General features: G+C 69.5%; 18 protein-coding genes and 1 pseudogene. 7 read left to right on the top strand and 12 right to left on the bottom strand.

Features of this window, described 5'->3' with window-relative positions; all coding sequences use genetic code 11:
* Positions 1-414: 414 nt before the first annotated feature.
* Together ACWCQK_RS31710 and ACWCQK_RS31705 are read right to left on the bottom strand one after the other, a co-directional pair.
* Entirely contained in the window at positions 415-591 is a 177-nt protein-coding gene (locus ACWCQK_RS31710) for a hypothetical protein (protein ID WP_451160845.1), read from the bottom strand.
* A 488-nt stretch (positions 592-1,079) separates the two neighbouring features.
* Positions 1,080-1,889 carry a maleylpyruvate isomerase family mycothiol-dependent enzyme gene (locus ACWCQK_RS31705; RefSeq protein WP_451160843.1) on the bottom strand — a complete coding sequence of 270 codons (810 nt, stop codon included), beginning with the start codon at positions 1,887-1,889 and terminating at the stop codon, positions 1,080-1,082.
* A 455-nt stretch (positions 1,890-2,344) separates the two neighbouring features.
* Here ACWCQK_RS31705 and ACWCQK_RS31700 point away from each other — a divergent pair, with 455 nt between their 5' ends.
* Entirely contained in the window at positions 2,345-3,073 is a 729-nt protein-coding gene (locus tag ACWCQK_RS31700) for a methyltransferase domain-containing protein (RefSeq protein ID WP_451160841.1), read from the top strand.
* A gap of 253 nt (positions 3,074-3,326) precedes the next feature.
* On the opposite strand, the gene ACWCQK_RS31695 is transcribed toward ACWCQK_RS31700, so the two are convergent.
* The 5 genes and pseudogenes from ACWCQK_RS31695 to ACWCQK_RS31675 form a co-directional block, all read right to left on the bottom strand.
* The gene (locus ACWCQK_RS31695) at positions 3,327-3,473 is read right to left on the bottom strand and encodes a hypothetical protein (RefSeq protein ID WP_451160839.1); all 147 of its coding nucleotides are present in this window, start codon (positions 3,471-3,473) and stop codon (positions 3,327-3,329) included.
* 677 nt (positions 3,474-4,150) lie between these two features.
* Positions 4,151-4,726 carry a GNAT family N-acetyltransferase gene (locus tag ACWCQK_RS31690; protein ID WP_451160837.1) on the bottom strand — a complete coding sequence of 192 codons (576 nt, stop codon included), beginning with the start codon at positions 4,724-4,726 and terminating at the stop codon, positions 4,151-4,153.
* Positions 4,723-5,376: pseudogene (locus ACWCQK_RS31685) on the bottom strand (transposase); the annotation flags it as partial. The pseudogene ACWCQK_RS31685 and the gene ACWCQK_RS31690, both read right to left, overlap by 4 nt.
* Before the next feature lie 237 nt (positions 5,377-5,613).
* Positions 5,614-6,081: a DUF6174 domain-containing protein gene (locus tag ACWCQK_RS31680; protein ID WP_451160835.1), complete on the bottom strand. Its 468-nt coding sequence runs from the start codon at positions 6,079-6,081 to the stop codon at positions 5,614-5,616.
* A gap of 445 nt (positions 6,082-6,526) precedes the next feature.
* Positions 6,527-7,636: an FAD-dependent oxidoreductase gene (locus tag ACWCQK_RS31675; RefSeq protein WP_451160833.1), complete on the bottom strand. Its 1,110-nt coding sequence runs from the start codon at positions 7,634-7,636 to the stop codon at positions 6,527-6,529.
* Positions 7,637-7,704: 68 nt separating this feature from the next.
* On the opposite strand from ACWCQK_RS31675, the gene ACWCQK_RS31670 reads away from it, so the two are divergent.
* A complete protein-coding gene (locus tag ACWCQK_RS31670) occupies positions 7,705-8,385 on the top strand; it encodes a TetR/AcrR family transcriptional regulator (protein ID WP_451160831.1) in 681 nt (226 codons plus the stop codon).
* Between the two features lie 132 nt (positions 8,386-8,517).
* Here the strand turns inward: ACWCQK_RS31670 and ACWCQK_RS31665 are convergent, their stop codons facing one another.
* Both ACWCQK_RS31665 and ACWCQK_RS31660 read right to left on the bottom strand, forming a co-directional pair.
* Positions 8,518-9,090 carry a hypothetical protein gene (locus tag ACWCQK_RS31665; RefSeq protein ID WP_451160829.1) on the bottom strand — a complete coding sequence of 191 codons (573 nt, stop codon included), beginning with the start codon at positions 9,088-9,090 and terminating at the stop codon, positions 8,518-8,520.
* Between the two features lie 314 nt (positions 9,091-9,404).
* Entirely contained in the window at positions 9,405-10,109 is a 705-nt protein-coding gene (locus ACWCQK_RS31660) for a type 1 glutamine amidotransferase domain-containing protein (RefSeq protein ID WP_451160827.1), read from the bottom strand.
* A 133-nt stretch (positions 10,110-10,242) separates the two neighbouring features.
* On the opposite strand from ACWCQK_RS31660, the gene ACWCQK_RS31655 reads away from it, so the two are divergent.
* Both ACWCQK_RS31655 and ACWCQK_RS31650 read left to right on the top strand, forming a co-directional pair.
* Positions 10,243-11,151, top strand: coding sequence for a LysR family transcriptional regulator (locus ACWCQK_RS31655; protein ID WP_451160825.1), 909 nt, complete (start codon positions 10,243-10,245; stop codon positions 11,149-11,151).
* A gap of 347 nt (positions 11,152-11,498) precedes the next feature.
* Positions 11,499-13,247, top strand: coding sequence for an LCP family protein (locus ACWCQK_RS31650; RefSeq protein WP_451160823.1), 1,749 nt, complete (start codon positions 11,499-11,501; stop codon positions 13,245-13,247).
* A 589-nt stretch (positions 13,248-13,836) separates the two neighbouring features.
* On the opposite strand, the gene ACWCQK_RS31645 is transcribed toward ACWCQK_RS31650, so the two are convergent.
* On the bottom strand, positions 13,837-14,226 hold the full coding sequence (locus tag ACWCQK_RS31645) for a DUF3099 domain-containing protein (RefSeq protein ID WP_451160821.1): 390 nt from the start codon (positions 14,224-14,226) through the stop codon (positions 13,837-13,839).
* A gap of 359 nt (positions 14,227-14,585) precedes the next feature.
* Between ACWCQK_RS31645 and ACWCQK_RS31640 the strand changes: the two genes are divergently transcribed.
* Positions 14,586-16,301, top strand: coding sequence for a HEAT repeat domain-containing protein (locus tag ACWCQK_RS31640; RefSeq protein ID WP_451160819.1), 1,716 nt, complete (start codon positions 14,586-14,588; stop codon positions 16,299-16,301).
* Positions 16,302-16,532: 231 nt separating this feature from the next.
* Here ACWCQK_RS31640 and ACWCQK_RS31635 read toward each other — a convergent pair whose 3' ends face one another.
* Positions 16,533-17,402 carry a helix-turn-helix domain-containing protein gene (locus ACWCQK_RS31635; protein WP_451160817.1) on the bottom strand — a complete coding sequence of 290 codons (870 nt, stop codon included), beginning with the start codon at positions 17,400-17,402 and terminating at the stop codon, positions 16,533-16,535.
* 104 nt (positions 17,403-17,506) lie between these two features.
* Between ACWCQK_RS31635 and ACWCQK_RS31630 the strand changes: the two genes are divergently transcribed.
* Positions 17,507-18,541 (top strand): alpha/beta hydrolase, encoded by a 1,035-nt coding sequence (locus ACWCQK_RS31630; RefSeq protein ID WP_451160815.1) that lies wholly within the window; start codon positions 17,507-17,509, stop codon positions 18,539-18,541.
* A 302-nt stretch (positions 18,542-18,843) separates the two neighbouring features.
* The gene (locus ACWCQK_RS31625) at positions 18,844-20,112 is read left to right on the top strand and encodes an APC family permease (RefSeq protein ID WP_451160813.1); all 1,269 of its coding nucleotides are present in this window, start codon (positions 18,844-18,846) and stop codon (positions 20,110-20,112) included.
* A gap of 1,587 nt (positions 20,113-21,699) precedes the next feature.
* On the opposite strand, the gene ACWCQK_RS31620 is transcribed toward ACWCQK_RS31625, so the two are convergent.
* Complete coding sequence (locus ACWCQK_RS31620; RefSeq protein ID WP_451160811.1) at positions 21,700-23,121, bottom strand: RICIN domain-containing protein; 1,422 nt, start codon at positions 23,119-23,121, stop codon at positions 21,700-21,702.
* Positions 23,122-23,416: the final 295 nt, after the last annotated feature.

The following is a 23,416-nucleotide window of genomic DNA, read 5'->3' as shown; positions in this document are numbered from 1 at the left end:
CTCGACGACCCCTTCCGCCATTCCGTGTATCCGCAGGTCACCACGCGCCTGGCCGTGGTCGGAAGGCGAGGGAGCCGGTGCGGCGACTGGGCGAGGGGAATCGGGTGCGCGCTCCCGCTTCGCGGCCGTGGCTGCCTGCGCGCCGCGCGCCGGACAGCCTGACGCCAGAACAACCGCCGTTCCGGACGGGGCCGGTAGCTGCCGGAGTCCGCTCACACCACGCAACAGCGTCGCCGCTCCCCTGCGGGCGCGGTACTGGGCTGCGTGACGGTGCGGGGTGGGGGCGTAGTTGTGACCGTGCACCATGGGCATGAGCCGGGCCCCGGGAGTCGCTGCCCCGGGGCCCGCGAGGCACGCACGGCGCTGCCCGGTGAGCGATCACGTGCTCAGCAGGCCGTCGCGTCGGCGTGCTGGTCAGTGATGGCGCTCCTCCTGGCTCGTCTTCCCGCCCTTGTGGCCCGCTTCCCGGACCTCTCCGGACGAGAAGTGCGCCGTGCGCTCATCCCGGGCCGCGTGGCCCCGCTTCGAGGGGGTCTCGCGCTCCTCGTCGGAGTCGACGCTCTTCTCGGGCCCGATCTCATGCTTCGCCATGGTGGCGCCTCCCGTGGGAGTAGGAACTGACGGTGCCTTAAGGTTCACATGCCGTCACAGAGGCGGCATCTCGGCCCGTCACCGCGGGTGATCTGCTCTCTGACCCGCCAGAGAGATCGAACATACGAGCTGACAGCGCCGCACAACCCACTGGGCCTCGGAGTCCGAGCCCAGACACCAAGCGCAAGGAAGCGGTCAGGGCTTGGTCGCTGCGGTGATCCGGTCGGCGAGCACGCGGGCAGAACCAGTGCAGGCAGTGCGGGGAACGTTCGGCGCGGACGACGGCGTCGGCGAGGGTGGCCGCGCCCAAGTGGTGGGCCCATGCCTTTCCGGGAGGCCGGCAGCACGACTCATGGTGTCCCGCCACATTGCAGTGCCGCCCCCGTGGCCAGGGCAAGCGAATTACGGCCAGTCCCTCGGCCGGTCAGGCCGGCCTCGCGGGGGGGGTGTTGCGGTGGTCGGGCTCAACGGCGGTGATGCCCGCTGCCCTACTCCTCCGGCTCCCAGGCTACGAGCTGGTCGAAGAAGCGTCGGTCGCCGTGGAGCTTCAGGGAGTCCAGCGGAATACGGCAGTAGAAGGCGAGGATCAGCTCACCGGCCGTGCCCTGTGCGGAGAGACCGGCCGCTTCCGGGTCTTCGCCGGCAGCGGTGGTGGGCATCGTGCCCGGCACGGGGATGCGGGTGGCGCGTGCGCCGTCGCCGTCGACCGTGAGGCGCCACGAGCGGCCTTCGGTGGCGTGGTAATCGAAGGCAGTGGGCTTGTGCGGCCAGGCGCTCGTCGTCGCGTTGCAGGTGAACAGGAACTCCTCGACGCCGTCGAGTGCCACCTCGACCGGCAACGGCTGCGGGGCGCCCAGGCTGAGCTGGGCGTCGTAGGTGTGCACCGCGGTCTCCTGGACCCGGTGCCGAGCGACGCCACCGGAGTTCTGCGGTGACTGCGACGTCTTCCACCACGTCCAGCAGCCGCGCTCCGGGCCCGCCTCTCGCAACGCGCTCAGCAGCAGTTGCGTCGACTCGGCCAGCCAGACCAGCAAGGCTTCGCGCTCCCGCGGCGCAGCCGTGGCGGCGCGCTCAGCAATGGCCTCGGCAGGAGGAGCGTCGGCGGGCCCCGCTCCGACGATGGCGGCCCAGAAGCGGTCCCCACCACCCAGGTGCTGGATCAGATCGAACAGCGTCCACTCGGGGCAGGTCGGCACCTGCACGTCAAGGCTGGGTGCGGCGGCGACCGCGGCACGGAAGGCCGTCGATCGATCGTCGATCAACTGCAGCAGAACGGGGAACTCCAGAGTCTCTTCCACGCCGGTTGTCTATCACTGTGCTCCAACGACCGGACAGCGATTTTCATGGCCGCCGCTGCGGCGGTACGGCACGGGCCGCACGCCCTCGGATGACGCGATGTCCTCCTTCTGAAATTGCTCAGCGAGCATGGCGTGCCCACTTGGTCCGAGGTCGGTCAGTGGGTCCGTCGGGGTGCGGCAGAAGCCAAGCCGCGTTGGCCCCGTTCTGTCGGCCACCAGCGTCCAAGGTGTCAACAGCCTCTCCGACGAGCACTCCTGACGCACTTCCTGCCTCTCTCTCGACGGGCCTCTCACCAATTCACGCAAGCGGGTTCGAGCATGCGGGTTCGAGCAGCGGCTGGTGATCTTGAGGATCGTGGGTGCACGAGAAGTGACGTCGTGTGATCAACGCAAGTGTTTGACTGACCCGCATGTCATCGACTCTTGGGGTGCCCCGGCCCGATCAGGCTTCCTACATGCTGCGGGCCGCTGCCGGTGATGCCGGCCGTGCCTACAAGCAGCAGTTGCTCGACCTGTTGGACATCCAGGCGGGCCAGACCGTTCTGGACGTGGGGTGCGGCCCGGGCACCGATCTGCCGGCGCTGGCGGAACAGGTCGGTGCCAAGGGCACCGTCATCGGTGTCGACCGCGATCCGGCCATGCTGGCCCGGGCCCGCGAACGCACAGACAACCTGCCTCAGGTGACCGTGCTCGAAGGGGACGTACACGCCCTGCCCGTTGAGCCGGGCACGGTGGACCGGGCCAAGATCGACCGAGTCCTGATGCATGTGAACCGCCCCGCGGACGCCCTGGCACAGCTTCATCGCGCGACCCGTCCCAACGCGCGGATCGGGCTTGCCGAACCCGACTGGGACACTCTGATCGTCGACGCCGAAGATCTCGAAACGAGCCGCGCGTTCACCCGCTACACCACAGCGGAGGTGGTCCGTCACGCAACCATCGGACGCAGCCTCGCCCGCCTCGCCGCACAGGCAGGCTTCCGCGTCGAATCCGTGCTCGCCACCACACCGGTCTTCCGCGACTTCCAAGAAGCCGACCACACCCTGGGCCTCGGCCGGAACATGCAAAAGGCCATCACCGAGGGCCACATCGACCGGGACCGCGGCCACCGCTGGTTCGCCGACCTCGCCCAGGGTGCGTTCTACGCCTCGTTCACTCTCGTCAGCGTCGTCTGCACCCGTTGACCCAGCCGGTCCCGTCCATTGCATCGGCACAGCACGCGTACCGGCAAGACGGTAGGCGTCGGTGCTGGTGCCTATCCAGCAGGGGCACCGGGACCAGTCGGCTGACGACGCGCTTCAGGGTCGGTTCGACTGCACCGGCCCCACGCTCGCTGCGGGCCCGCCAGGGGCCTGGCCACTGGCGGTGCGTAAAGCCTGTACCGCCAGGCCCGCAGTACGCCAGGCCTGGCATGCGCCAGGCCTGTGGTCCGCCGCTTCAGGTGGCGCTCTCCTCCGCGGCGGCGGGATCCTCTCCGGACTCGTCTTCATCCGGTGGCCGCGGGAACAGTCGGTTCTCAAACGCGTCCAAGCCGAACATCATCAACAGCAGAACCACCGGCACGAGCAGGGCAAGAGCGATCACGACACCTCCTGACCGAGCAGTGAGGAATGTCGCCGCTGTGCAGAGGCGAATCTCAAGCATGGGCCAAACGGGGGACGCCCGCATCTGCGCCACCAAACTGTGCAGGTCGCACGCACCGGTGCTGGTGCGCGCCAACCGCGAATGGGATGCCATGTGCGCCGAGGAACCCTCGGTGGGCGTATTCGCTGCAGCGGTCATCACGTCCCCGCCGGCGGTGGCCACCACCAGACCCGAATACGGGCCGCGGGTGTCGAGGAACCACCCGCGAGTGGCGCAGCCGCCAGTGCCCATCCAGTGGCCGCTGAGCACCCCCGTGCCGTGCGCCGCTGCGGGCCGTAACGATGCGGGCTCGGCGTCGTTGACCGTGCACCCCCGAACCGGGTCCCTGGGAATCCTCACCCTCCGGGGGCCCGGTGTGATCCCCTGCCACTCGTGTGCGAAGCCGTCCGCGAGATCGGCGGACGCTGTCCCACGGCAAATGCGGGCCCACATACGGAGGGGGCCTACGCTCTGTCTGCGGCCCCCGTCCTGGTCCTCCGTCTGATTCTCTCCGGAGTTCGGCTCCCAGTCGCCGCACATACCCGGGTCGTTCTGGCATGCGAACAAGCCGAGGACTCCGGTCCTTGATCCCCTCTCCGCGGTCGGTCAAGTGTTGTGGATCAGCATGTTCTCGGTGATCAACTTGGTCGGGACCGGCGGTAGTAGAGCATCCCTTCGTGGTCTGGTTCGGGGTCGGAGAGGGTGAAGCCGGCGGATGCGGCGCAGTGGCGACTGGCGTGGTTGTCGGCGTCGATGCCGCAGAAGAACGTCTGGACATCGCCGGCGTCGGGGTGGGTGACGACGGCTTGCAGGGCGGAGCGGCCGTATCCGTGCCGCCACCGGTCGGGGTCGACCAGGTAGGCCAGGCCCATGGCGAGCCGGGGGTCGGCGTCGGACAGGATGGGGCCCTCGGGAGCTTCGCCGTGGTAGCGGACCCAGCGGTCATAGACGTCGCCGCAGATGAACGCGACCGGCGTCCCGGCCGGATCCAGGCCGATCCACCCGTGGGAGCGCAGCACCACGGCGCCGCGGAAGGCGGTGCTGGAGTGCTGGTCGATCAGCCGCAGCTCACGGTGGATCCAGAAGCGGCCGCCCAGGCGCCTCTGGACCTCGGGGTGGTCGAACCAGTGCTCGATCTGCTGTGCCCCGGTCTCGGTCAAGGGCTGCAGCCGCATCCCCGGGCCGTCCGGCTGCGTCCACGAAGGACGGCTCATGCTGCCGCCTGGCGTTCGGCGAGGACGCCGTTCTGGAATTCGGCGCCTGTGCGGACCAAGGCGACGAGGTGGGCTCCGGTGATCGCGCGCCGGCGGGCCTGGGCGGATTCGACGGGCTTGAACACGATCGCGAGGGCCGCTGGCGGGCTGTCGGCGTCGCAGGTGACCTTGGTACGGAGCTTGATGGTGGAGACGGTCGACCCGATCGGGTTCGTGGTCCGCGGGCGGATCCCTTGCTTGGCGGGGAAGTCGTAGAAGATCAGCAGTTCCTCCTGGTCGTCGGTGATGTTCGCGACGGCTTTGGGCCACTTGGCGCCGTAGGTCGTCGCGCACGCCTCGATCGCCTTCGCGGCGTGCGCGCGGTCCTCGGCGCCGTGGATCTCCTGCGTCGTCTTCGTCGCACCCGGCTGCGCGAACTTCGGCAGGGCATTCGTGCCATTGCGGGCCTTTTGAGCCCAGCACCTTTGATGCCGGCCCCCCGGGAACACCTCTGCAAGAGCCTTCCCCAGGCCCATCGCGCCATCGCCGACGACCAGTTCGGGATCACACAGGCCGCGCCTGCGGCAGTCGCGCAGCAGGTCGGCCCACGACTCGGTGCACTCACGCAACCCTTCGGCGGGCGCGATCAGTTGCTTGGTGCCGTCCAGACGGGAGAACCGCATCCGCCGGGTGCCCTCGCGGACGACCTCGTCGATCAGGCAGCCGGACGGGGTGAAGCCGTGGGCGTTCACGACGCTGAGCACGGGCGCCCCTTCCCAGCCCGCGCTGCGAACGCGGGCCTACTCGGCGACCATCGCAGGGTCATTCGGGAAGGTATGCCCTCCGCGTCCAACTCGAGTCCGATCCAGGGCCTTGGGCAAGGGCGTCTCACGGAGCAGCAAGTCACCCTAGCCGGGGGCAGGTTCGTAGGAGCTGATCGTGTACAGGGCTTCGTCGTCGATGGCGTTCTTGCTCCAGTCCAAGGAGATCCGCACGGGACGCCCGTCGGCGGCGTAGTCGGCCTCCGCCGTGTCCGCGCGCTCGCTCCGAGCCTGGTCCAGCCTCTTCAACAGTGCGCCGATGGTGGGTACTTCGCCTGGCAGATCCTCTGCCTGTCGCTGACTGTCCGCGTCGAGGCCGACCACGTCCGCCACCTTGCCGTCACGCACCTTCACCCGGAACGTCCCCGCCAGGACCTGGGAGGTTGACTTCAGGGTGTAGGAATACGAGGCAGGTTCTTTCCAGGTGCCCGCCGGTTCGTCGGTTTCAGAGGTTCGTACGGACGGCGAGGAGCTGCAGGCTGCGGTCGCGCACAACAGGGCTCCGAGCAGCACGGCCGTGGTCTTGGATCGGGTAGGGGAATGTCCGGCGGTCATGGTGACTCCCTGGAGGTTGGTTAAGGCTGTGACGCCGGGCGGCTCAGGAACGTTCACGCGGGCATCCGGGCCAGCGCACCGCCACCGTCGGGGGGCAGCCAGTAGGGAGTCGGCGCGGGCAGAGCGACAACGTGTACGCACGGACAGCGCGTGCAAACGGGGCCGCCGACAGCTACCCCAGCCGCTCGGAAGGCCGACGTATCGGCCGGTGACCGGGGACGGACCAGTTGCCCAACTGTCCCCCGGGATCGCCTTCTTCACCGCGGTCTTCTTCTTCGCCTTCGGTACCTCGCGCCTCTCTCGTCAGCGGGAGGCCCTCGCCTTTGCCGCCGGCTCCCGCAAGGCGGCTGTCAAGTCGAGCAGCCCGCTCGGCTCCTCGTCCGGCTCGGACCGGACCGGGGCGTCTATTGCTCGCCTCTGCATCGATGACCTGCTCGGCTGCCCTTCAGCCAGGCTGGAAGAAGGCGAGCATCTTCTGGGCGGCGTCCGGCGACATCAGCAATTCCTGCATGGCGGCGGACATCCGGGCGGCGGCGCTGGTGCGCTCGAACATCTCGCGTTCGTAGTCGTTGACGGCGGCGGGAAGGTCGTCCGGGTGCGCGGCCAGTGCGAGAGCGAGCAGGGCGCCGTCGAGCAGCGCCATGTTGGCGCCCTCCCCCACGGGCGGCATCAGGTGCGCGGCATCACCGAGCAGCGTGACGTCTGGCGTCGTCGGCCAGGTCAGGCCGACCGGGAGAGTGGTGATCGACCGTGGCACGATCGTGTCGTCGCAGGCCGCGATCAGTGCGGTGAATCGTGAGTCCCAACCGGGGAGCAGGTCGATCAGCCGCGCGCGGGCGGATGCCGGGTCGTCGAACGGGATCCCGCTGGTGGCGAACCAGTCCTCGGCGGTGTTGTAGAAGCTGAGGCCGATGCGAACGCGGCCGTCGCCGTTGCGCTGCGCTCCCAGGGACAGTCCGTTGCCGAGCACCCAGTAGTTGCCGCGCCCTACCATCGCCGCGAGACCGGGGTGCGTGCGGTCGATGTCGGGGATGCCGATCTCGACGACGTTCTGGCCTATGTGCACGGGGCGGGCGTCGGTGAGCAGGGCGCGGACCCGGGACTGCGCGCCGTCCGCGCCGACCAGCAGGTCATATGTCGCGGTGCTGCCGTCGGCGAAGTGCAGCAGGCCGTTGTCGGCGGATTCGAAGGCGTGCCCCCAGCGCACCGTGTCCTCGGGGAGGGAATCCAGGAGCAGGTCGCGCAGATCGGCGCGGTCGACCTCGGGGCGCGCGAGCGGGGCGTCGTCGGGTGTGTCCTCTTGGAGCAGCAGGGTGCCGTCCGGCTCGAGGAGGCGCATGTCCTGGCCTTCGCCACGGGCGATCGCGTGGAACTGGTCGATCAGACCGGCCTCGCGCAGCGCACGCTGGCCGGAGTGGATGTCGAGCATGCCGCCTTGACCGCGCGCCTCGCGTGACGCATCACGTTCGTACACGACGGCGTCGATGTCGTTCACGTGCAGCACCCGGGCAAGGGCCAAGCCGCCCATGCCGGCTCCGACGATGGCGATGGTCATGGCTATCTCCTTGATACGCCGTATTGGTCGATACACTGTATCGTTTGATGCGATGTATGGTGAGCGGCATGTTGGTGTGGGAGAGGCCGGAGCCACCGAATCGACCTGTGCCGGCCCCGTTGAGCCGGGAGCGGATCGTGCGAGCGGCGATTCAGCTGGCCGACGCGGACGGTCTGGACGCGGTGTCGCTGCGTAAGGTCGCCGCCGCGCTGGACGTCCGTCCGATGCGGCTGTACGGCTACATCGACAGCAAGGAGGAGCTGCTCGACTTGATGGTCGACGCCGCCCACGCCGAGATCCGGCCCTCCGGGGACAGTTGGCGGGAGGTGCTCCGGTCTCTTGCCGAAGGCACTCGGCGCGCCGCTCACGAGCACGAATGGCTCGCTGATCTTCTGGGTGGCCGACCTCAGCTCGGGCCGCACGCGCTGGCCAGTGGGGAGACCGTGGTGGCCGCACTGGGCGATGTCGGCGTGGACGCCGTCATGCCGGTGGTCGCCGCGGTCAACGCGTACGTGATCGGCGCGGTGCGTCGGGAGGTCGCCGAGCGGCGGGCCGAGCGGGCCACCGGGATGGACGAGAAGCGTTGGCAGGTCTCACTCGGGCCCTATCTGGAGCGGACCTTCGCCACCGGCCGATTCCCCGCGCTGGCCACGGTGGTGCGCGATGCCGCCCACCTGGACGCCGACGACACCTTCCGGATCGGCCTCGACTTCGTGCTCGACGGCATCGAAGCCCGCATCTCAAGGTGACGCCGCGGCCCGACTGCCCTGGTGGGATCTACGTCGCGATGGCCCGAGGACACATCGTTGCCCGCCGGCTGCGGTGGGCGCGGGGACCCGGCGCCGCCGGTGTCCCCGCTGTTCCCGCTGGTCCGGCGACCGTTACCGCAGTGGCAGGGTGGCGAGCGGGTGGTGGGCGGCGTCCAGGAGGGTGACGCTGTGGAAGTAGGAGTCGGAGTGGGGCCCGGGAAGGGGCGCGGTGGCGTACCAGGCGCCCCAGCCCGGGTGCCCCGGCAGCCGGACGACGGTGCCGGTGAAGGTCCCTTCCTCGGTGACGACCCTGACCGTCGCCGCGCTCTCAGGGGCGACGTACACCCCGGAGAGGAAGTACCGGTTGCCCACCGGCTCGGCGCTCAGTCCCACGCTGGGCACATGGGGATCGATGTTGCCGTCCACCACGCTGCGGAACTGGCCCTCGGGCATGTCAGGCGTGGTCCAGTGCTTGCCTTCCTCGGTGAGCCACAGCCGTACACCGGGGGCCGCGTGAATGCGCTGGCCCGGCGCCACGATCCGGGCGGCCTCGGCCTTGGCGGCGGCGTGAGCCTTGGCGGCGATGCTGAAGTGGATGGGCGTGACAGGTGCCTGAGCGGGCGTCAGCGCGTGTGCGACGGTCGGCACTCCGATCAGTGCCGCCGCTACCACCGTGGCGGCCATGTACTTCGTCGTTCGCATCATCGTTGAGGTTCCTCGCTGTCAGGTCGGATGTACGGCGCGGGAGGCGTATCGCGCCCCTCCACACCCCCCAGACCACGATCAGTCGCGGACTCGTTGTCCGGCCGCGACGAGTTCTCGAAGAGCGTTCTCTTCCCCGACGGCCCTGCCTGGTCACGTCGGCCCGGGAGAGTCAGGTGGGATCAGGTGGGATCAGGTGAGTCATGTGAGACGAAGGGTGGGTCACCTGAGAGGCCGCCGGGAGCCCGTCGGCCCTCCGCGGTTGCCACCCGCGGAGGACCGGCCGGCGCCGGGTTCTCGCCCGTCGGCCGGGAGGGTCAGGCGTCCTTGAGGGCGGCGAGTACCTGCCGGGCGGTGGTGACGCTGGACTGCGGGTTCTGGCCCGTGATCAGGTTGTCGTCGACGACCACGGTGTCGGACCAGGGGGCACCGGTCTTCAGGTGTGCGCCGCGCTCGGCGAGCCGGCTCTCGACCAGCCAGGGCGCCGTGTCGCCGAGGCCGCCCTGGTGCTCCTCGGTGTCGGTGAAGCTGGTGAGGTTGCGGCCGGCGAAGGCGAAGGTGCCGTCCGCGTGGTCGGCGCTGAGCAGGGCGGCGACGCCGTGGCACAGCGCGGCGATGGTCTTGCCGCTGCTGTCGGCGTCGGCGAGCAGGGTGCCGAGACCTGTGTCGGCGGCCAGGTCGGCCATCGGGGCGTGGCCGCCGGGGAGGTAGAGGACGTCGTAGTCGGCGGCGCGGATGGTGCCCAGGTCGAGCGGGGCGGAGAGGTCCGCGTCGATGGACTCCAGGTACGCCTGGAAGGTGGCGGCGGCGGTGGGGTCGACGCCACCGCGCTCGTCCAGGGAGATCGCGTCGACGGTCGGGCGGGTGCCGCCGGGGGTGGCGATGTCCACCTGGTGGCCGGCTTCGACCAGCACCTGGTGCGAGGCGGCGACCTCCTCGGCCCAGTAGCCGGTGGGGTGGGCGGTGCCGTCGGCCAGGGTCAGGGTGTCGGCGGCCGAGATGATCATCAGGATCTTCGCCATGGAGAACGGGCCTTCTCTCGTGCGGGGACGTGGCTGGGTGTCCGTCCCTCGGGTGGTGACGCGCCTCAGCCTCCATCAGATCCGCGTTGCACTCACGTCTCATCCATAAGATCTCTTATATATCGTGGGTTGCGTGACGGACCTCGATCTGCTGACGACGTTCCTGGAGATCTACCGCCGGGGCTCCCTGACCGCCGCCGCCACCGCGGTGGGTGTCTCCCAGCCCGCCGTCAGCGGACAACTGGCGCGACTGGAGGAGCAGCTGGGCGACGCTCTGTTCACCCGGACACGCGGCGGCGCCCACCCCACCGCCCGTGGGCATGAACTCGCCCGCCGGATCGGCCCCCATCTGGACGGCCTGCGCCACGCGCTCGCCGAGGACGCCGACGAACAGGACTGTCAGGGCACCGTACGACTCGGCGCGGCGAGTGAGTTCACAGCGGCTCGCCTGCTGCCCGCGCTCGCCCCCCTCACCCGCCGCGGCCTTCACCTGCGCATCGCCCTCGACCTCTCCGAGCCGCTCCTCGCGTCCCTCGCCGACGGAGACCTGGACCTGGTGGCGTCGTCGATCCGGCCGCCGGCGAAGCTGCGCGGCCTGACCGCGATGCCCTACGTGGACGAGGAGTTCCTGCTCGTGGGCACGCCGACCGCGGCCCGCTCCATCGACCCGCGGCGGCTCACCGAGGACCCCGTCGCGGCCCTCGCCCACCTGCCGCTGGTGGCGTACGCGGAGGAACTGCCCATCATCCGCCGGTACTGGCGAAGCGAGTTCCAGCGCCGCCCGCCCAACCCCGTGTCCGTCCTGGTGCCCGATCTGCGGGCCGTGCTCGCGGCCGTGATCGCCGACGCGGGCATCTCGGTCCTGCCCCGCTACCTGGCCGAACCGGCCCTGAACTCCGGCTCACTGGTGCAGTTGCACCGCACCCAGGTGCCGCCGCTCAACACCCTCTACCTCGTCACTCGCTCCGGTCCCACGGAACCGGCCGTACGACGTGTCCACCGCAGGCTCCTCGACCACGCCACCACCTGGGGACCCCTGTGAGTCCGGCATCAGACGGGCGGGCGACCTGCCCTCCTACGGAGCCGAGCATCCGCCGCAGCGGCCTCGTTTCCCCGCTCCGGGTAGACCTCGGCGGCAGGTTGCCGGGAGGCTCGTCCGGCCCGAGGCACCCCCGGGGTAGTGCGTTCCGCTCCGCCTCCACCACAAGGGGCCGTGTCAACCCCCTGACAAGTTTGAGATGTTGCACGTGAACCGAGGGCAACCATCCATCCATATTCGGATGTCTGAACGAGTGTCCCGGGGTCGGCCCCGGGATCGGCCACGGGGTGGATACGGCACGAGCCGGACACTCGGTCGCCGTGGGGGCGGCACAGTACATACGGAGGACCGTGGACACGCAAGGCGACAGGAGCATCGACCCCGCGGACCAGTGGGTTCGCGACCCGGAGACCGGCGAATACCGGCTGCGGATGGACGGTGGCGATGCCCCGGCCCCCACGGTGCCGACGCAGGGAGGGCGTCCCACGCCCCGCGAAGGACAGCGGCGGCCCGTCCCGGAGCCGCGCGAGGGGGAGCGTCAGCCCATCGCCGAGACGCGCGAGGGGCAACGTCGGTCCGTCTCCGAGACGCGCGAGGGCACTCGCCGTAGCAAGGCGGCGAAGTCCCGCAAGGCGAAGCGGTCCACGAAACGGAAGATCCTGATCTGGACCGCGGGGACGCTGGGCTTCGTTCTGGTGGCGGGCAGCACCGGGGCCTACCTGCTGTACCGGCACTTCAACGACAACATCAACACGGTGGACGTCGGCACGGCGGGCAGCAAGAACGCGACCAGCGACGACGCCGTGAACATCCTGGTCATCGGCACCGACAGCCGAATAGGCCTGGGCGGGAAGTACGGCGACGCCGGAAGCGTGGGCCACGCCGACACCACGATCCTCTTCCACGTGGCGAAGGACAGGTCGAACGCGACCGCGATGAGCATCCCGCGCGACATGGTGACCGGCATTCCGGCCTGCCCGACCAAGCAGGAGGACGGCTCCACCAAGACGATCCCCGGGACGCCCAAGGCGACCTTCTCCCCGCGCTTCAACGAGAGCCTCGGCCAGGAGGGCCGCGACCCGGGCTGCACCATGCGGACCGTCACCAAGATCACCGGCCTGCCGGTCGACCACTTCATCCTGGTCAACTTCGAGGCCGTGAAGACCCTGTCCACGGCTGTCGGCGGCGTACCGATCTGCCTCACCCACGCCATCCACGACACGGACAAACTGGGCCAGGGCTCACATCTGAACCTGCCCGCCGGCCCGCACACGGTCCAGGGCGAACAGGCCCTGCAGTTCGTCAGGACCCGTCACTCGCTGAAGAACGGCAGCGATCTGGACCGCATCGACCTGCAGAAGCAGTTCCTGGCTTCGATGATCCGTCAGATGAAATCCAGCGACACCCTCACCGATCCCCGCAAGCTCTTCAAACTGGCGAACGCGGCCACCAAGTCGCTCACCGTGGACACTGGTATCGGCGGTGTCGACAAGCTCACCGACCTCGCCAAGGACCTCAACCGGGTCGACTCCGAGCACATCACCTTCACGACGCTCCCGGTCATCGACAACCCGGACGAAGGAAAGATCCACAAGACCGTCGTGGTCGACGAGACCAGGGCGCCCGCGCTCTTCACCGCGATCAAGAACGACGTCTCACTGACCGAGGTCAAGAAGAAGGAAGCCGCGGCCTCCGACGCCAAACTCCACGGCCCCAAGGCGGAGCCGTCACAGGTCCAGGTCCTCGTCTACAACGGCGGTGGCCCACAGGGCGCGGCACAGGCCACCCTGCAGTGGCTGCGGGACACCAAGGGCGTCACCCACTCCACCAACGGCGGCAACGCCCCCGGGGCGAAGCAGGACCGCACGACCCTGGCCTACGGCCCAGACCAGGCCGACCAGGCCCGGGCCCTCGCCGCGATGCTGGGCCTGACCGCCTCGGCCCTCCACCCCGGCAAGAGCAACGCGGAGCCCGGCACCGGCATGACTCTCACCCTCGGACGCGACTACCAGGGCCCGGGCGTGCCGCTCACCGACCCGAACAAGCCTCCCGCCGGCATCCCGCAGTCGCACGCCGACAAGAACGAGTGCGTCGGCTGAGCCGACGGGTAAGTCGCGTCCGTGTCACGTACAAGGGGGCGGCTCTCGCCCCCATCCCGCACCGCGTAGGCCCACGCCGCCGCCCGGCGGGGTCTGCCCGGTCCCCCGGGCACGGGCCTGACCGTCGCCGGTCGGGAATGCCGCGCAGCCGGGTCGCACATTTGGTCCGCATCCGGCTGCGCGGGACACCTGGAATCCAGCGGCCGCCCACGCCCCGGAGACCGCGAACCCGCTATCGCGCAAGAAGCTCCACCAGCGCAGGCGCGGCCGGCGTTCAGTCATGGCGCTCGATCAGTGCACAGAAGTGGTTCGGGTACGGCTGGGGCAGACCCGTGGGGTACCTCGGCCGTCCTCGGGCAGCACATCGCCGTCGTTGTAGAGGTAGCCGGGCCCCCGGCACGGGACAGACCGCACAGACCTCACTGGCCCGCCGCTCCTCCGGCTCTGAGCGGTTCAGGTTCACGCGCCACGGCCGCCTGGACCCCGCCGCCGCTGCCTGCGGTCTCCCACCGGTTGGACCCAACGGGAACACCCGCCAGAATGCCGACGATCACGGCGGAGACCACGTCCCCGTGCAGCCGGGTCGGAGTCAACTCCCGGTCGTAGGCTTACGCTGGGCCCGATCGCCGGATGTCTCTTCCGGAATGGATTCCGCGACGTCGTCCCCGGCCCGCGACGGCGCGATCATCAGCGGGGTCGGCGCGACCGCGAACGTCGACGGCAGCGACGGCACGTTCTCCCGCCCGGCGTTCGCGACGACCACCGCGACATAGGGCAGAAGTACGCCCAGCGCCAGGCCCACGAATGCTATGTGCCGTTCCACACCCCACAGGACGGCCGCAAGGATCACCGCCAACGTGCGGATCGTCATCGCGACGACATACCGACGCTGCCGCCCGCGCACATCGTCCTGGAGGCCCTGCCGGGCTCCGGTAATCCGGAACACCTGGACGCTGCCACCGTCGCGCCGCTTCCGCACCACATTCCACCATCCGCCCGCATCGGACTGATGGATCCGAGGAATCCATCAGCCGTCGTTGCCGGCTCTCCCTGCCCGGCACCTCGCCGGGCACTCCAGTTCGTCGTACTCGTAGGTGCTACTGCCCCTACGACAAACTGACCGGACGGCCTCCGGTTTCGTGACAAGATCCCCTATCTGCCGTGGCGGGCCGGTCGCGGTCACTGAGTGGGGCAGGGCCACGGCGTACCAGAAGCAGCACTCCAGGAGTGCCGGCCCGTCGACCTCGACTCGGATGACGTCGTCGATCACGATCATGAGCGGCGAGACGGCAGTGCGGCCCGGGCGTCGGTGTCAGTGCCCTCCGTCATCCTTCGTCCGTGACCAACCAACTTCACGGCATCGACTGGGCGGCGATGAGTCATGCCTACGGCCCGGCCGACGACGTTCCGGTGTGGCTGACGGAGATGACTTCGCCCGATCCTGACGTTCGGGAGAAGGCGCTGAGGAACTTCTACAGTGCTGTCCACCATCAGGGAGACCTGTACCCGTGCACTGCCGCGAGCTTGCCGTTCCTCTTCACACTGGCCGACGATCCCGGGACGCCGGACCGTGCCGCGATCGTTGGGCTGCTGCTCAGTATCGGAGCCGCATCTTTGGATCATGACGTCGACGCCATCCATTTTTCGCCGGACGGAACCGAGTCGACGGCTTACGCGGACATCGCGGCGGTGATGCGCGAGCGCGCCGAGGCCTTTGTCCGGTACACGGCGGATCTGGATCCGTTGGTGCGCCGGGCGGCGATCGAGGGTGTGGGCTCCTTCCTCGACGACGGTGACCGCGCGGTGGAGATCCTGCGAGGCCGACTCGTGGCCGAGAGCGACACCGTGGAACGGCTGTTGGTCGTCCGGACGATGGTCGGCATCGCCTTGCGACTGCCGACCGTACGATCCGCTGTCACGGACTGGCTCGACGCGTTGGCCGATGACGCGACCGGTCTTCCGATAGACGCCGCCACCCGGCTTGCCGCCCTGACCCACCAGGTCCGCCTCGCCCCCGAGCGGAGCGGTGAGGACCTCGTGCCGCGCGCGATCGCGTTCCTGAGGGAGATCACCCGCGTGCCCGCGGTCGCCGAGCAGTGCGACGGGTGCGTGTGGTGCCGTCGGACGTCTCACGTGCGAGGGCGGGACACCCTCTCCAGTTCGACACGCCCCGAACACCTCGCCGCCAATCACTTCGACCGGCAGCACCACTGGCCGGAACACTCTCCGGTCAGCAGCGTGATACGCGCCCTTCATGTGGCTCTGGGTGATCGGGTCCATGACCGTGCCGCCCTCCTGGCCGAGCAGCTCACCAGCTCCGATATCGCCACCCGGTACGACGCGGTAGAGATGGCCAAGGATTTCCCCGGTCCGCTACCCCGCGACCTGACGCTCCTCGTCCTCCGCCTTCTCCTTCCCGACGACCCCTACATCGCCGGTCGGATCACTCACGGACTCAGCCGCTGGTGGGGAAGCGCGCTCTCCGTCGCCCTCGAAGACACCGCCACCGCCTGTGACGCCCTCGCTGCCTACGTCGCCACTCAACGAGGTGAACACGGTCCCGATGTGTGGGCTGTTGACAACCCCTTGGTCCGCCACGCCTACCAAGAAGCGATCATGTCCCTGGCCGACCACCGGGACTCCCGTGCCCTCCCCGACGTGCTGACCGCTCTCGAGACCGGCGTCGACGACTGGCGCGTTCTGTACGGCGTGGGCGGCTACCCTCAAGCCGCCCACCAGCTCGTACCGCTCCTCGCCGACGGACTGCGCCGCGTCGACCCGGCCGACCCGCACGCCCCCATACCCGCCGGCCTTTACCTGTCCTGTTTGGCTCAACTGGGTGACGCCATCGCCGTGCCTGTGATCACCGACTCCCTTACGTGGGCGCTTCATCACGAATGCAGGAGTGTGGTGGTCGACTCCCTCGAAGCACTCACGGCATTCGGGACAGCCGCGGCATCGGCTGTCGCCCTCATCCAGCCGTTGGCCAAGGCGCAGGACACGAGCGTGCGCACCGCCGCCGAGGCCGCTCTGGTCGCTATCGGGGCAAGGTAGATCGCAACTCGCCCCCATGCAGACGGAGTACCTGCTTCTGCCTCACCAACTGGCCGCGCTGGACATAGGGAACCGTGGAGCCTTGCCCTGTAGCTCGCGGGCGTGTCGTCGTAGCGCCTGGCGGCACGGTGGCAGGCCGCCTGCGCAGGGCGCCGGGTGTGCGGCCCGCCGTAGCCCTCGTTGTTCGCGGTCCGTGTCGGGAGCGCTGCCGCCATCACGTCAGAGGGCGGCTCAGCCGCTGGTTTCGGGGGTGTGGCGGGTGGGAGGGCCGGCGGCCCAGGAGGCCAGCAGGCGGAGGGCGTCGTGCGAGGGGGTGCCGGGTTCGGCGGTCATGACCAGCAGTTGCTGGTCGGCGGTGTGGGAGAGCACGTCCCAGTCGAGGGTGAGGTCGCCGACCACCGGGTGACGGTAGCGCTTGGTGCCGCTGATCATGGTCGCCACGTCGTGGTCGGCCCACCAACTGCGGAAGTCGGGATCCCGCACGCACAGTTCGCCGACCAGGGCGGTGAGTCGGGGGTCCTCGGGATTGTGGGCGGCTTCCATGCGCAGGAAGGCCACGCAGGTGCGGGCGACGTCCTCCCAGTCGCGCATCATTCCGCGTGTCCGGGGATCGGTGAAAGCGAGGCGTACGAAGTTGCGCTGGTTCTCTGGAATTTCCGAGAAATCCGTGATGAGTGCGGCGGCGAGGGGATTCCACGCGAGGATGTCCGTGTAACGGCCGAGGATCAATGCGGGTGATTCCGTGAGCTGGTCGAGGAGTCGCCGCAATTGCGGCCGCACCTGCTGGGTGGTCCGTTTCCGGGGACGGTCGGTATTCTTCCCTGCGAGGCCGAGCAGGTAGGCGCGCTGGTCGTCGTCCAGACGCAGGACGCGTGCGAGCGTGGTGAGGACGGTTGCGGATGCCTGAAGGCGGCCTTGTTCCAGGCGGGCGTAGTAGTCGGGGCTGATCGCCGCCAGCTGGGCGACCTCCTCCCGGCGCAGGCCCGGCACCCGGCGCACGGAGCGGCTGTCCGGCAGGCCCACCGCCTGGAGGCTCAGCTCGGACCGGCGGGCCTTGAGGAATTCCCCCAGCTCGTTGCGCTTCGCGCTCTTGCCGCTCATACCTCTCATTGTCGCAGCTCCGGCCGTTGTTGTGAGGGGGAGAGTTTTGTCCTAGGCACGCCTTGTCCAGATAGGAATTCTCCGCTTTTCGGGTGCGGGCCCGAATGTCAGACTCAATTCTGTGGACGCGATCGAAAGCGTCCCGAAAATCATTGAAAGGGACGGTGGCGTTCCCCGCTCCGCCCCTCGGATCGCGTGCCAGGGCACGTGAAGGAGATCCAAGCATGAAGTCGAATGTCACGTTTCCCAGCAGCGGCATGATGCTGGCCGGACATCTGTACACGCCCGACGACCACACCGGCGGCCGTCGCCCCGCGGTGATCGTGGCGCATCCCTTCGGGGGCGTGAAGGAGCAGACCGCGGGCCTGTACGCGGAGAAGCTGGCCCGCGAGGGTTTTGTCACCCTGGCCTTCGACGCCGCCTGCCAGGGTGAGAGTGAGGGCGAGCCGCGCTTCCTGGAGAACCCCTTCCAGCGTGCCGAGGACGTCAGGAGCGCGGTCAGTTTCCTGTCCACCCGTGGCGAGGTGGACTCCGAGCGCATCGGCGCCCTGGGTATCTGCGCCGGCGGCGGCTATGTGCCTTACGCGGCGCAGACCGACACGCGTGTCAAGGCGGTCGCCACGGTCAGCGCCGCCGACATCGGTGCACTGTTCCGCGAGGGCCTCGGCGGCGGGCAGGGCGAGGAGGTCGTCCGCGGCATGCTGGAGCAGGCCGGCCGGGACCGGATCGCGGAGGCCCGCGGCGAAGAGCCCCGTCTGGAGCGCGTCGTCCCGGAGTCCGAGGCCGACGCGCAGGGCTTCCCCGTCCTCTACCAGCAGGGCCGCGAGTACTACCGCACTCCGCGCGCCCAGCACCCTCACTCGCCGAACTGGTACGTCGCCCGCAGCGTCGACCAGCTCGCCCAGTACTCCTCCTACGACCTCATCCGCCTCATCTCCCCGCGTCCGCTGCTGATGATCGCCGGGACCGAGGCCGACACCGCCTACTTCAGCCGCGAGGCGATCGAGAAGGCGAACGAGCCCAAGGAACTGTTCTGGATCGACGGCGCCAGCCACATCGACCTCTACGACAAGGAGGAGTACGTACCGACCGCCGTCGCCAAGCTGGCCGACTTCTTCCACCATCACCTGACCGACTGACGGCAGCGGCCCGGCGCAGCGGGCCGTCGGCTCCATGAAGCTCGCCGCGCCGACATCCCCCGGCCGGGGGCGCCCAGTTCCTGCACACGGGCATGCCGAGAGGAATCCGGGTCGGCCAGACCGCGTACGGGCCGAACCCGGACCCCTCACCCGGAACCGCCACCAGCAATGGAACAGCCGGTGGCGTGCATCCGGTATGTAGCGCGGCAGAGTCGAGGGCCTGCCGCCGGACAACTGATGCGATACCGTGCGCCGGTATCGGAGGCCGTGATGACTGCGGGACCGTGGTCGAGGAGCGCACGATGGGGACGACGGCGGCTGCCGAATCGGGAGACCTGAAGCCACACCTGGGCATGTTCGACGCCGTGGCGATCGGGCTCGGGTCGATGATCGGCGCGGGAATCTTCGCGGCACTCGCCCCCGCCGCGGTCGCGGCAGGGTCCGGGCTGCTGCTGAGCCTGGTTCTGGCCGCGGTGGTGGCGTACTGCAACGCCACCTCCTCCGCCCGGCTGGCCGCGCGCTACCCGCGGTCCGGAGGGACGTACGTCTACGGCCGTGAGCGCCTGGGGGACTACTGGGGCTACCTCGCCGGCTGGTGCTTCGTGGTCGGCAAGACGGCCTCCTGCGCGGCGATGGCCCTGACGGTGGGCTCGTACGTATGGCCGACCCAGGCGCACGCCGTCGCGGTCGCCGCGGTGGTGGCGCTGACCGCGGTGAACTACGTCGGCGTGCAGAAGTCCGCGTGGCTGACGCGTGGCATCGTCGCGGTCGTCCTGGCGGTGCTCGCCGCCGTGGTCACCGCCTGCCTCAACAGCGGCACGGCGCAGACCGCGCGCCTGGACGTCGGGACGGACGCCACCCTCGGCGGTGTGCTCCAGGCGGCCGGGCTGCTGTTCTTCGCGTTCGCCGGCTATGCGCGCATCGCCACCCTTGGTGAGGAGGTGCGCGAGCCCGAGCGGACCATTCCTCGCGCGATCCCGACCGCCCTCGGCCTCACGCTGATCGTCTACGCGGCCGTCGCCGTCGCCGTGCTCGCTGTTCTCGGGCCCGACCGGCTCGCCCACAGCGCGGCCCCGCTCGCCGAGGCCGTACGCGTCGCCGGTGTCCCGGACCTGGTGCCGGTGGTGCGCGTCGGGGCGGCTGTCGCGGCGATCGGTTCGCTGCTGGCGCTGATCCTGGGGGTCTCACGTACCGCCCTGGCGATGGCGCGCGACCGGCACCTGCCGCATGCCCTGGCCGCCGTCCACCCACGGTTTCACGTGCCGCACCGGGCCGAGATCGCGGTCGGCTCGGTGGTCGCCGTCCTGGCCGCGACCACGGATGTCCGGGGCGTGATCGGCTTCTCCTCGTTCGGCGTGCTGGCGTACTACGCCGTCGCCAACGCCTCCGCCTGGACCCTCACCCCCGCCGAAGGGCGGCCGGCGAGGATCGTGCCGATCCTCGGCACGGCGGGCTGCCTGGTCCTGGCCTGCGCTCTGCCGCTCGCCTCGGTGCTATGGGGAACCGCAGTGATCGCCGCCGGCGCCGCCGTCTACGGTCTACGCAAAACCCTGAACCGACGCGCCACTTGACCGCCTGGGCGCCGGACCGCCCGCGATGTCCTGGCACCCGGCGGCGCCGGCAACTGGCCGGCCTCGTCTCTGGAGACATCGCCGTCGGTCAACCTGCTCTGTGCGTCGGCTCACTGTTCGCTGCGGTCCAACGTCGACCGCCGCTGTTCGCACCTGCGGGTGTCAACTGCTGATGTCAGGAACCAGGGTGCTCGTCGAACTCTGAGTACCTGTACGCCGGATCATCTCCACGACCTGCGCCGTCTGCTCCTTGCGGGCCCAGAGCCGCACGGGTCCCGCAGACGATTCACATTCGATCACCAACGTGCTGGTCGGGAGCCACATCGATTCGCGGAGGGTCGTTTCGCGTGTACGGACGTAGCGCAGATCTGCCGGGAGTTCGCGCAGCCGCGTCCACGAACGGCGAGGCTCCCATCGGAACTCGTTTGCGGTCCGTACCCGTCCGAGGCTGTATCGGCGCCCCTTCTCCGGCAGGTTGGCCCCGACATGGAAGAGGACTGCTTCCCCCGCTTCGGCGCGAGCAGCTGTCCGCCGGGCTCGCCGCGTCGCGAGCATCGTCCCGATCACCATGCCGAACAGGACGCATATCGCCGTAGTCATGTGCGAAGTACATCAGGCGGCCTCCTGTTCACCAAGGGGTGGGCGCGCCTCTGACCTGGCGTTGTGGAGCGCGCCGTAGGAACCGGCACGAGTACCGGCACTCCTTGTACTCGAAGATGGGGCGCTCGCGCCTGCGTCACGGACACGAGCCTTGGCCGAGGGTTCAGTCCCGCGCAAGCCATCTCTTGACGTTGTCAGCCTCATCGACGGCGAGTTGACCGTCCCCCTGATCATGAACTGGGCGTACGTCCGAATCGCTGAAGTCCGGTGAGGGCGCGGCACCACGCGGAAGTTCAACCGGTGCGGGGGATGTCGCCGGGCGTTCCGGGGCGAGGGTCGCCCCCGAGAGGCGCGGTTGCGGAAGGGGAGCGGGAGCCCAGTCGGTGCCGCGGTGAGTCAGCCACCACTGGCCGATGACGTGGAACTTCTCCTCGAAGTGGCGGTCCCGTTGGAGAACTCCGGTGAGCGGTGCCCTGAGTCGGGTGCGGCGGCCGCCGGCCTCGTACAGCGCGATGACCCGACAGCCCGTGACTCGCTCGACGCGGACACTCTGCACGGACGCCCACGGAATGGTGCGGCGGCGGATGCCGTGCACCCTGGCGGCCGACGGGGTCAACGTGATCCCGAAAGGTGAAACCACAGCCGCCGCCACCGCCGCCAGCACGATCCACAGGCCAAGGAACCGTGTATCGAACATCGGCGTGCCGACAGCGTGACCGCCCGCAGGGCGGTGTTGAACCCCAGCCACACGGTCATGGGGAGCAAAGGGAGCACGCGTTGCCGGACGCCGAGCCGGAAGCGAATCGCCTCCGGGGCCGGGACCCCGCTCACCTCGGATTCCGTCATCGCCGTCCTGTCTCCCCCGGTCATACGCTGCTGATCCGTGCAAGATCGCCCGCGCAGCATGGCAGACGATCGCAGCATGGCCGGAGGCCCCCCGGCATCCCCCGCCCCCGCCAGCGGCTGGTGCCCTCGCACATCGCTCCGTCAGGAGGGATGGATGATGTCCCACTCCTGGTCGTCGGCATTGCTGCAGGTGAAGATCGTCAGCGCGGTGTCGTTGCCTCCCGTGCCGTAGCCGGAGACGTCCAGGCACAGGTGGTTGCTGGAGTAGTTGCGGATCCAGTAGTGGCCGCCGTCCTGCTTGTCCAGCCACCACAGCTGGTTGTCGGCGGTCGTGCCGTCGCACCGGTACTCGTACACGCCCGTTCGCGCGGGCTTGGCGCCGTAGTCGGGCAGGTCCATGCACATCTGGTCCTTGACGTTGCGGATCTGGAACAGGTCCGACTTCTGGGGACCGACGCCCCTCTCCCGCACCTCCAGGTTCCAGAGCTGGTTGTCGTGCGCGGTCCCGTCGCACGTGAACTCCCGCACCGGCCCTGCCGACTGGCCCTTCTCGTAGCCCGGAATGTCGGCGCACTTCTCGGTCGTGACGTTCCTGAGGACGACCCCGGACGCGGGAAGCGGCCCCGTCGCCGCCTTCTTCGTCGCCTTCGGACTCGCCACCGCGCCGCCGTCTCCGCCTCCGTCGCCGGCCGCGGGCGACTGCTGCGCCGGGGCCTGTGTCGGCTCCTGGGCGGGAGCCTGACTCGGTGGCGCAGGCGGGCTGGGCGTGGGCGCGGGAAGGGTGCTGACGCCGGCTTCCTGGAGCTTCTCGGTGGCGGCGCTGCGGACCTGGGGCCTGTACGCCAGCCACAGCATCACGAACGTGATCGCCAGCGCCATGAAGACACCCAGGAACGTCGCGAGCCACCGGGGCAGGAACCCGCGCTGCACATACGTGCCCTCCACGGGCTGCGGCTTCGTCCCCGACCGCAGGACGGCAAGGGTGTACGGCCGCTGCTCCTTCGACCCGAACCAGATGATCTGCCGCGGCCTCAACGTCGCCTTCACAAAGGCGGCGCGCCCCGGCTCGATCTGCACATTGCCCGGATGGATCTCGTAAGCGAGGTGGTCCCCGTTGTCACTCCCACTGACCGACGCCGTCAGCTTCGTATTGCCGAGGTTGTCGATCGCGAGCTTCGGCCGCCCGCGAAAGCGCCCCTTGACCGTCGGTGGCACCAACTCCGCCCGCAGCTCGGCGAACGGAGTGATCGTCAGGTTCCCCTCGGGGACCGTCGTCGCTTCCGGGTGCCCGGTCGACGTGATCCGCACGGCATACGGATTCGGGCCCGCCGCCGCGTCCGGACTCCGCGGCGGCGCGAACGTCAGCTCCACCGTGCCCGTCGTCCCCGGATACAGCCGCAGCGTCTGCGGTTCCACCGTCGTCCAGGGCGCGATCGGGCCCACCGGCTCGAAACGGTACTCGTCGACGATGTCGGCGGTGTTGCGCAGGCGCAGCCGTACGCGCGTGCTCGCGCCCGGGTCCACGGTCGCGGACGCGGGTTCCAGAGAAGTCCACATACTCACCGTCGGGACGGTAGCCGCGCGAGCGGTGCCGGTCAGGAGACCCAGGGGCAGGGTCGCCGGACTAACAGGCAGGTAAGGGTGCCCACGGGGGCGCCCCGCACCGGCAGGCACGAGACCAGGATGACGTGGCCGCGCGGTGAGTCCAGCGGTGCCGCGACGTGCGGGACATCACCGTGGATCACGGCGCAGGGGGTGTCGGAGCGGCCGGTCCGGGTCGGGGTCACCAATCCGGTCCGCGCGAACCCGATGGGCCAGTCGGCGCTGTCCGCCTGCACACCGAAAGCGCACGAGTCGT

The sequence above is a fragment of the Streptomyces sp. NPDC002306 genome (assembly GCF_053593435.1).
Note: the sequence above shows the minus strand (reverse complement) of the source record. Positions and strands in the feature narration are given on the sequence as shown.

Bases quoted from the DNA above. Each gene is read 5' to 3' on its own strand.
- ACWCQK_RS31710 (WP_451160845.1), bottom strand. From the start codon at position 591: ATGGCGAAGCATGAGATCGGGCCCGAGAAGAGCGTCGACTCCGACGAG.
- ACWCQK_RS31700 (WP_451160841.1), top strand. From the start codon at position 2,345: ATGCTGCGGGCCGCTGCCGGTGATGCCGGCCGTGCCTACAAGCAGCAG.
- ACWCQK_RS31690 (WP_451160837.1), bottom strand. From the start codon at position 4,726: ATGAGCCGTCCTTCGTGGACGCAGCCGGACGGCCCGGGGATGCGGCTG.
- ACWCQK_RS31680 (WP_451160835.1), bottom strand. From the start codon at position 6,081: ATGACCGCCGGACATTCCCCTACCCGATCCAAGACCACGGCCGTGCTG.
- ACWCQK_RS31675 (WP_451160833.1), bottom strand. From the start codon at position 7,636: ATGACCATCGCCATCGTCGGAGCCGGCATGGGCGGCTTGGCCCTTGCC.
- ACWCQK_RS31670 (WP_451160831.1), top strand. From the start codon at position 7,705: ATGTTGGTGTGGGAGAGGCCGGAGCCACCGAATCGACCTGTGCCGGCC.
- ACWCQK_RS31665 (WP_451160829.1), bottom strand. From the start codon at position 9,090: ATGATGCGAACGACGAAGTACATGGCCGCCACGGTGGTAGCGGCGGCA.
- ACWCQK_RS31660 (WP_451160827.1), bottom strand. From the start codon at position 10,109: ATGGCGAAGATCCTGATGATCATCTCGGCCGCCGACACCCTGACCCTG.
- ACWCQK_RS31635 (WP_451160817.1), bottom strand. From the start codon at position 17,402: ATGAGCGGCAAGAGCGCGAAGCGCAACGAGCTGGGGGAATTCCTCAAG.
- ACWCQK_RS31630 (WP_451160815.1), top strand. From the start codon at position 17,507: ATGTCAGACTCAATTCTGTGGACGCGATCGAAAGCGTCCCGAAAATCA.
- ACWCQK_RS31625 (WP_451160813.1), top strand. From the start codon at position 18,844: ATGGGGACGACGGCGGCTGCCGAATCGGGAGACCTGAAGCCACACCTG.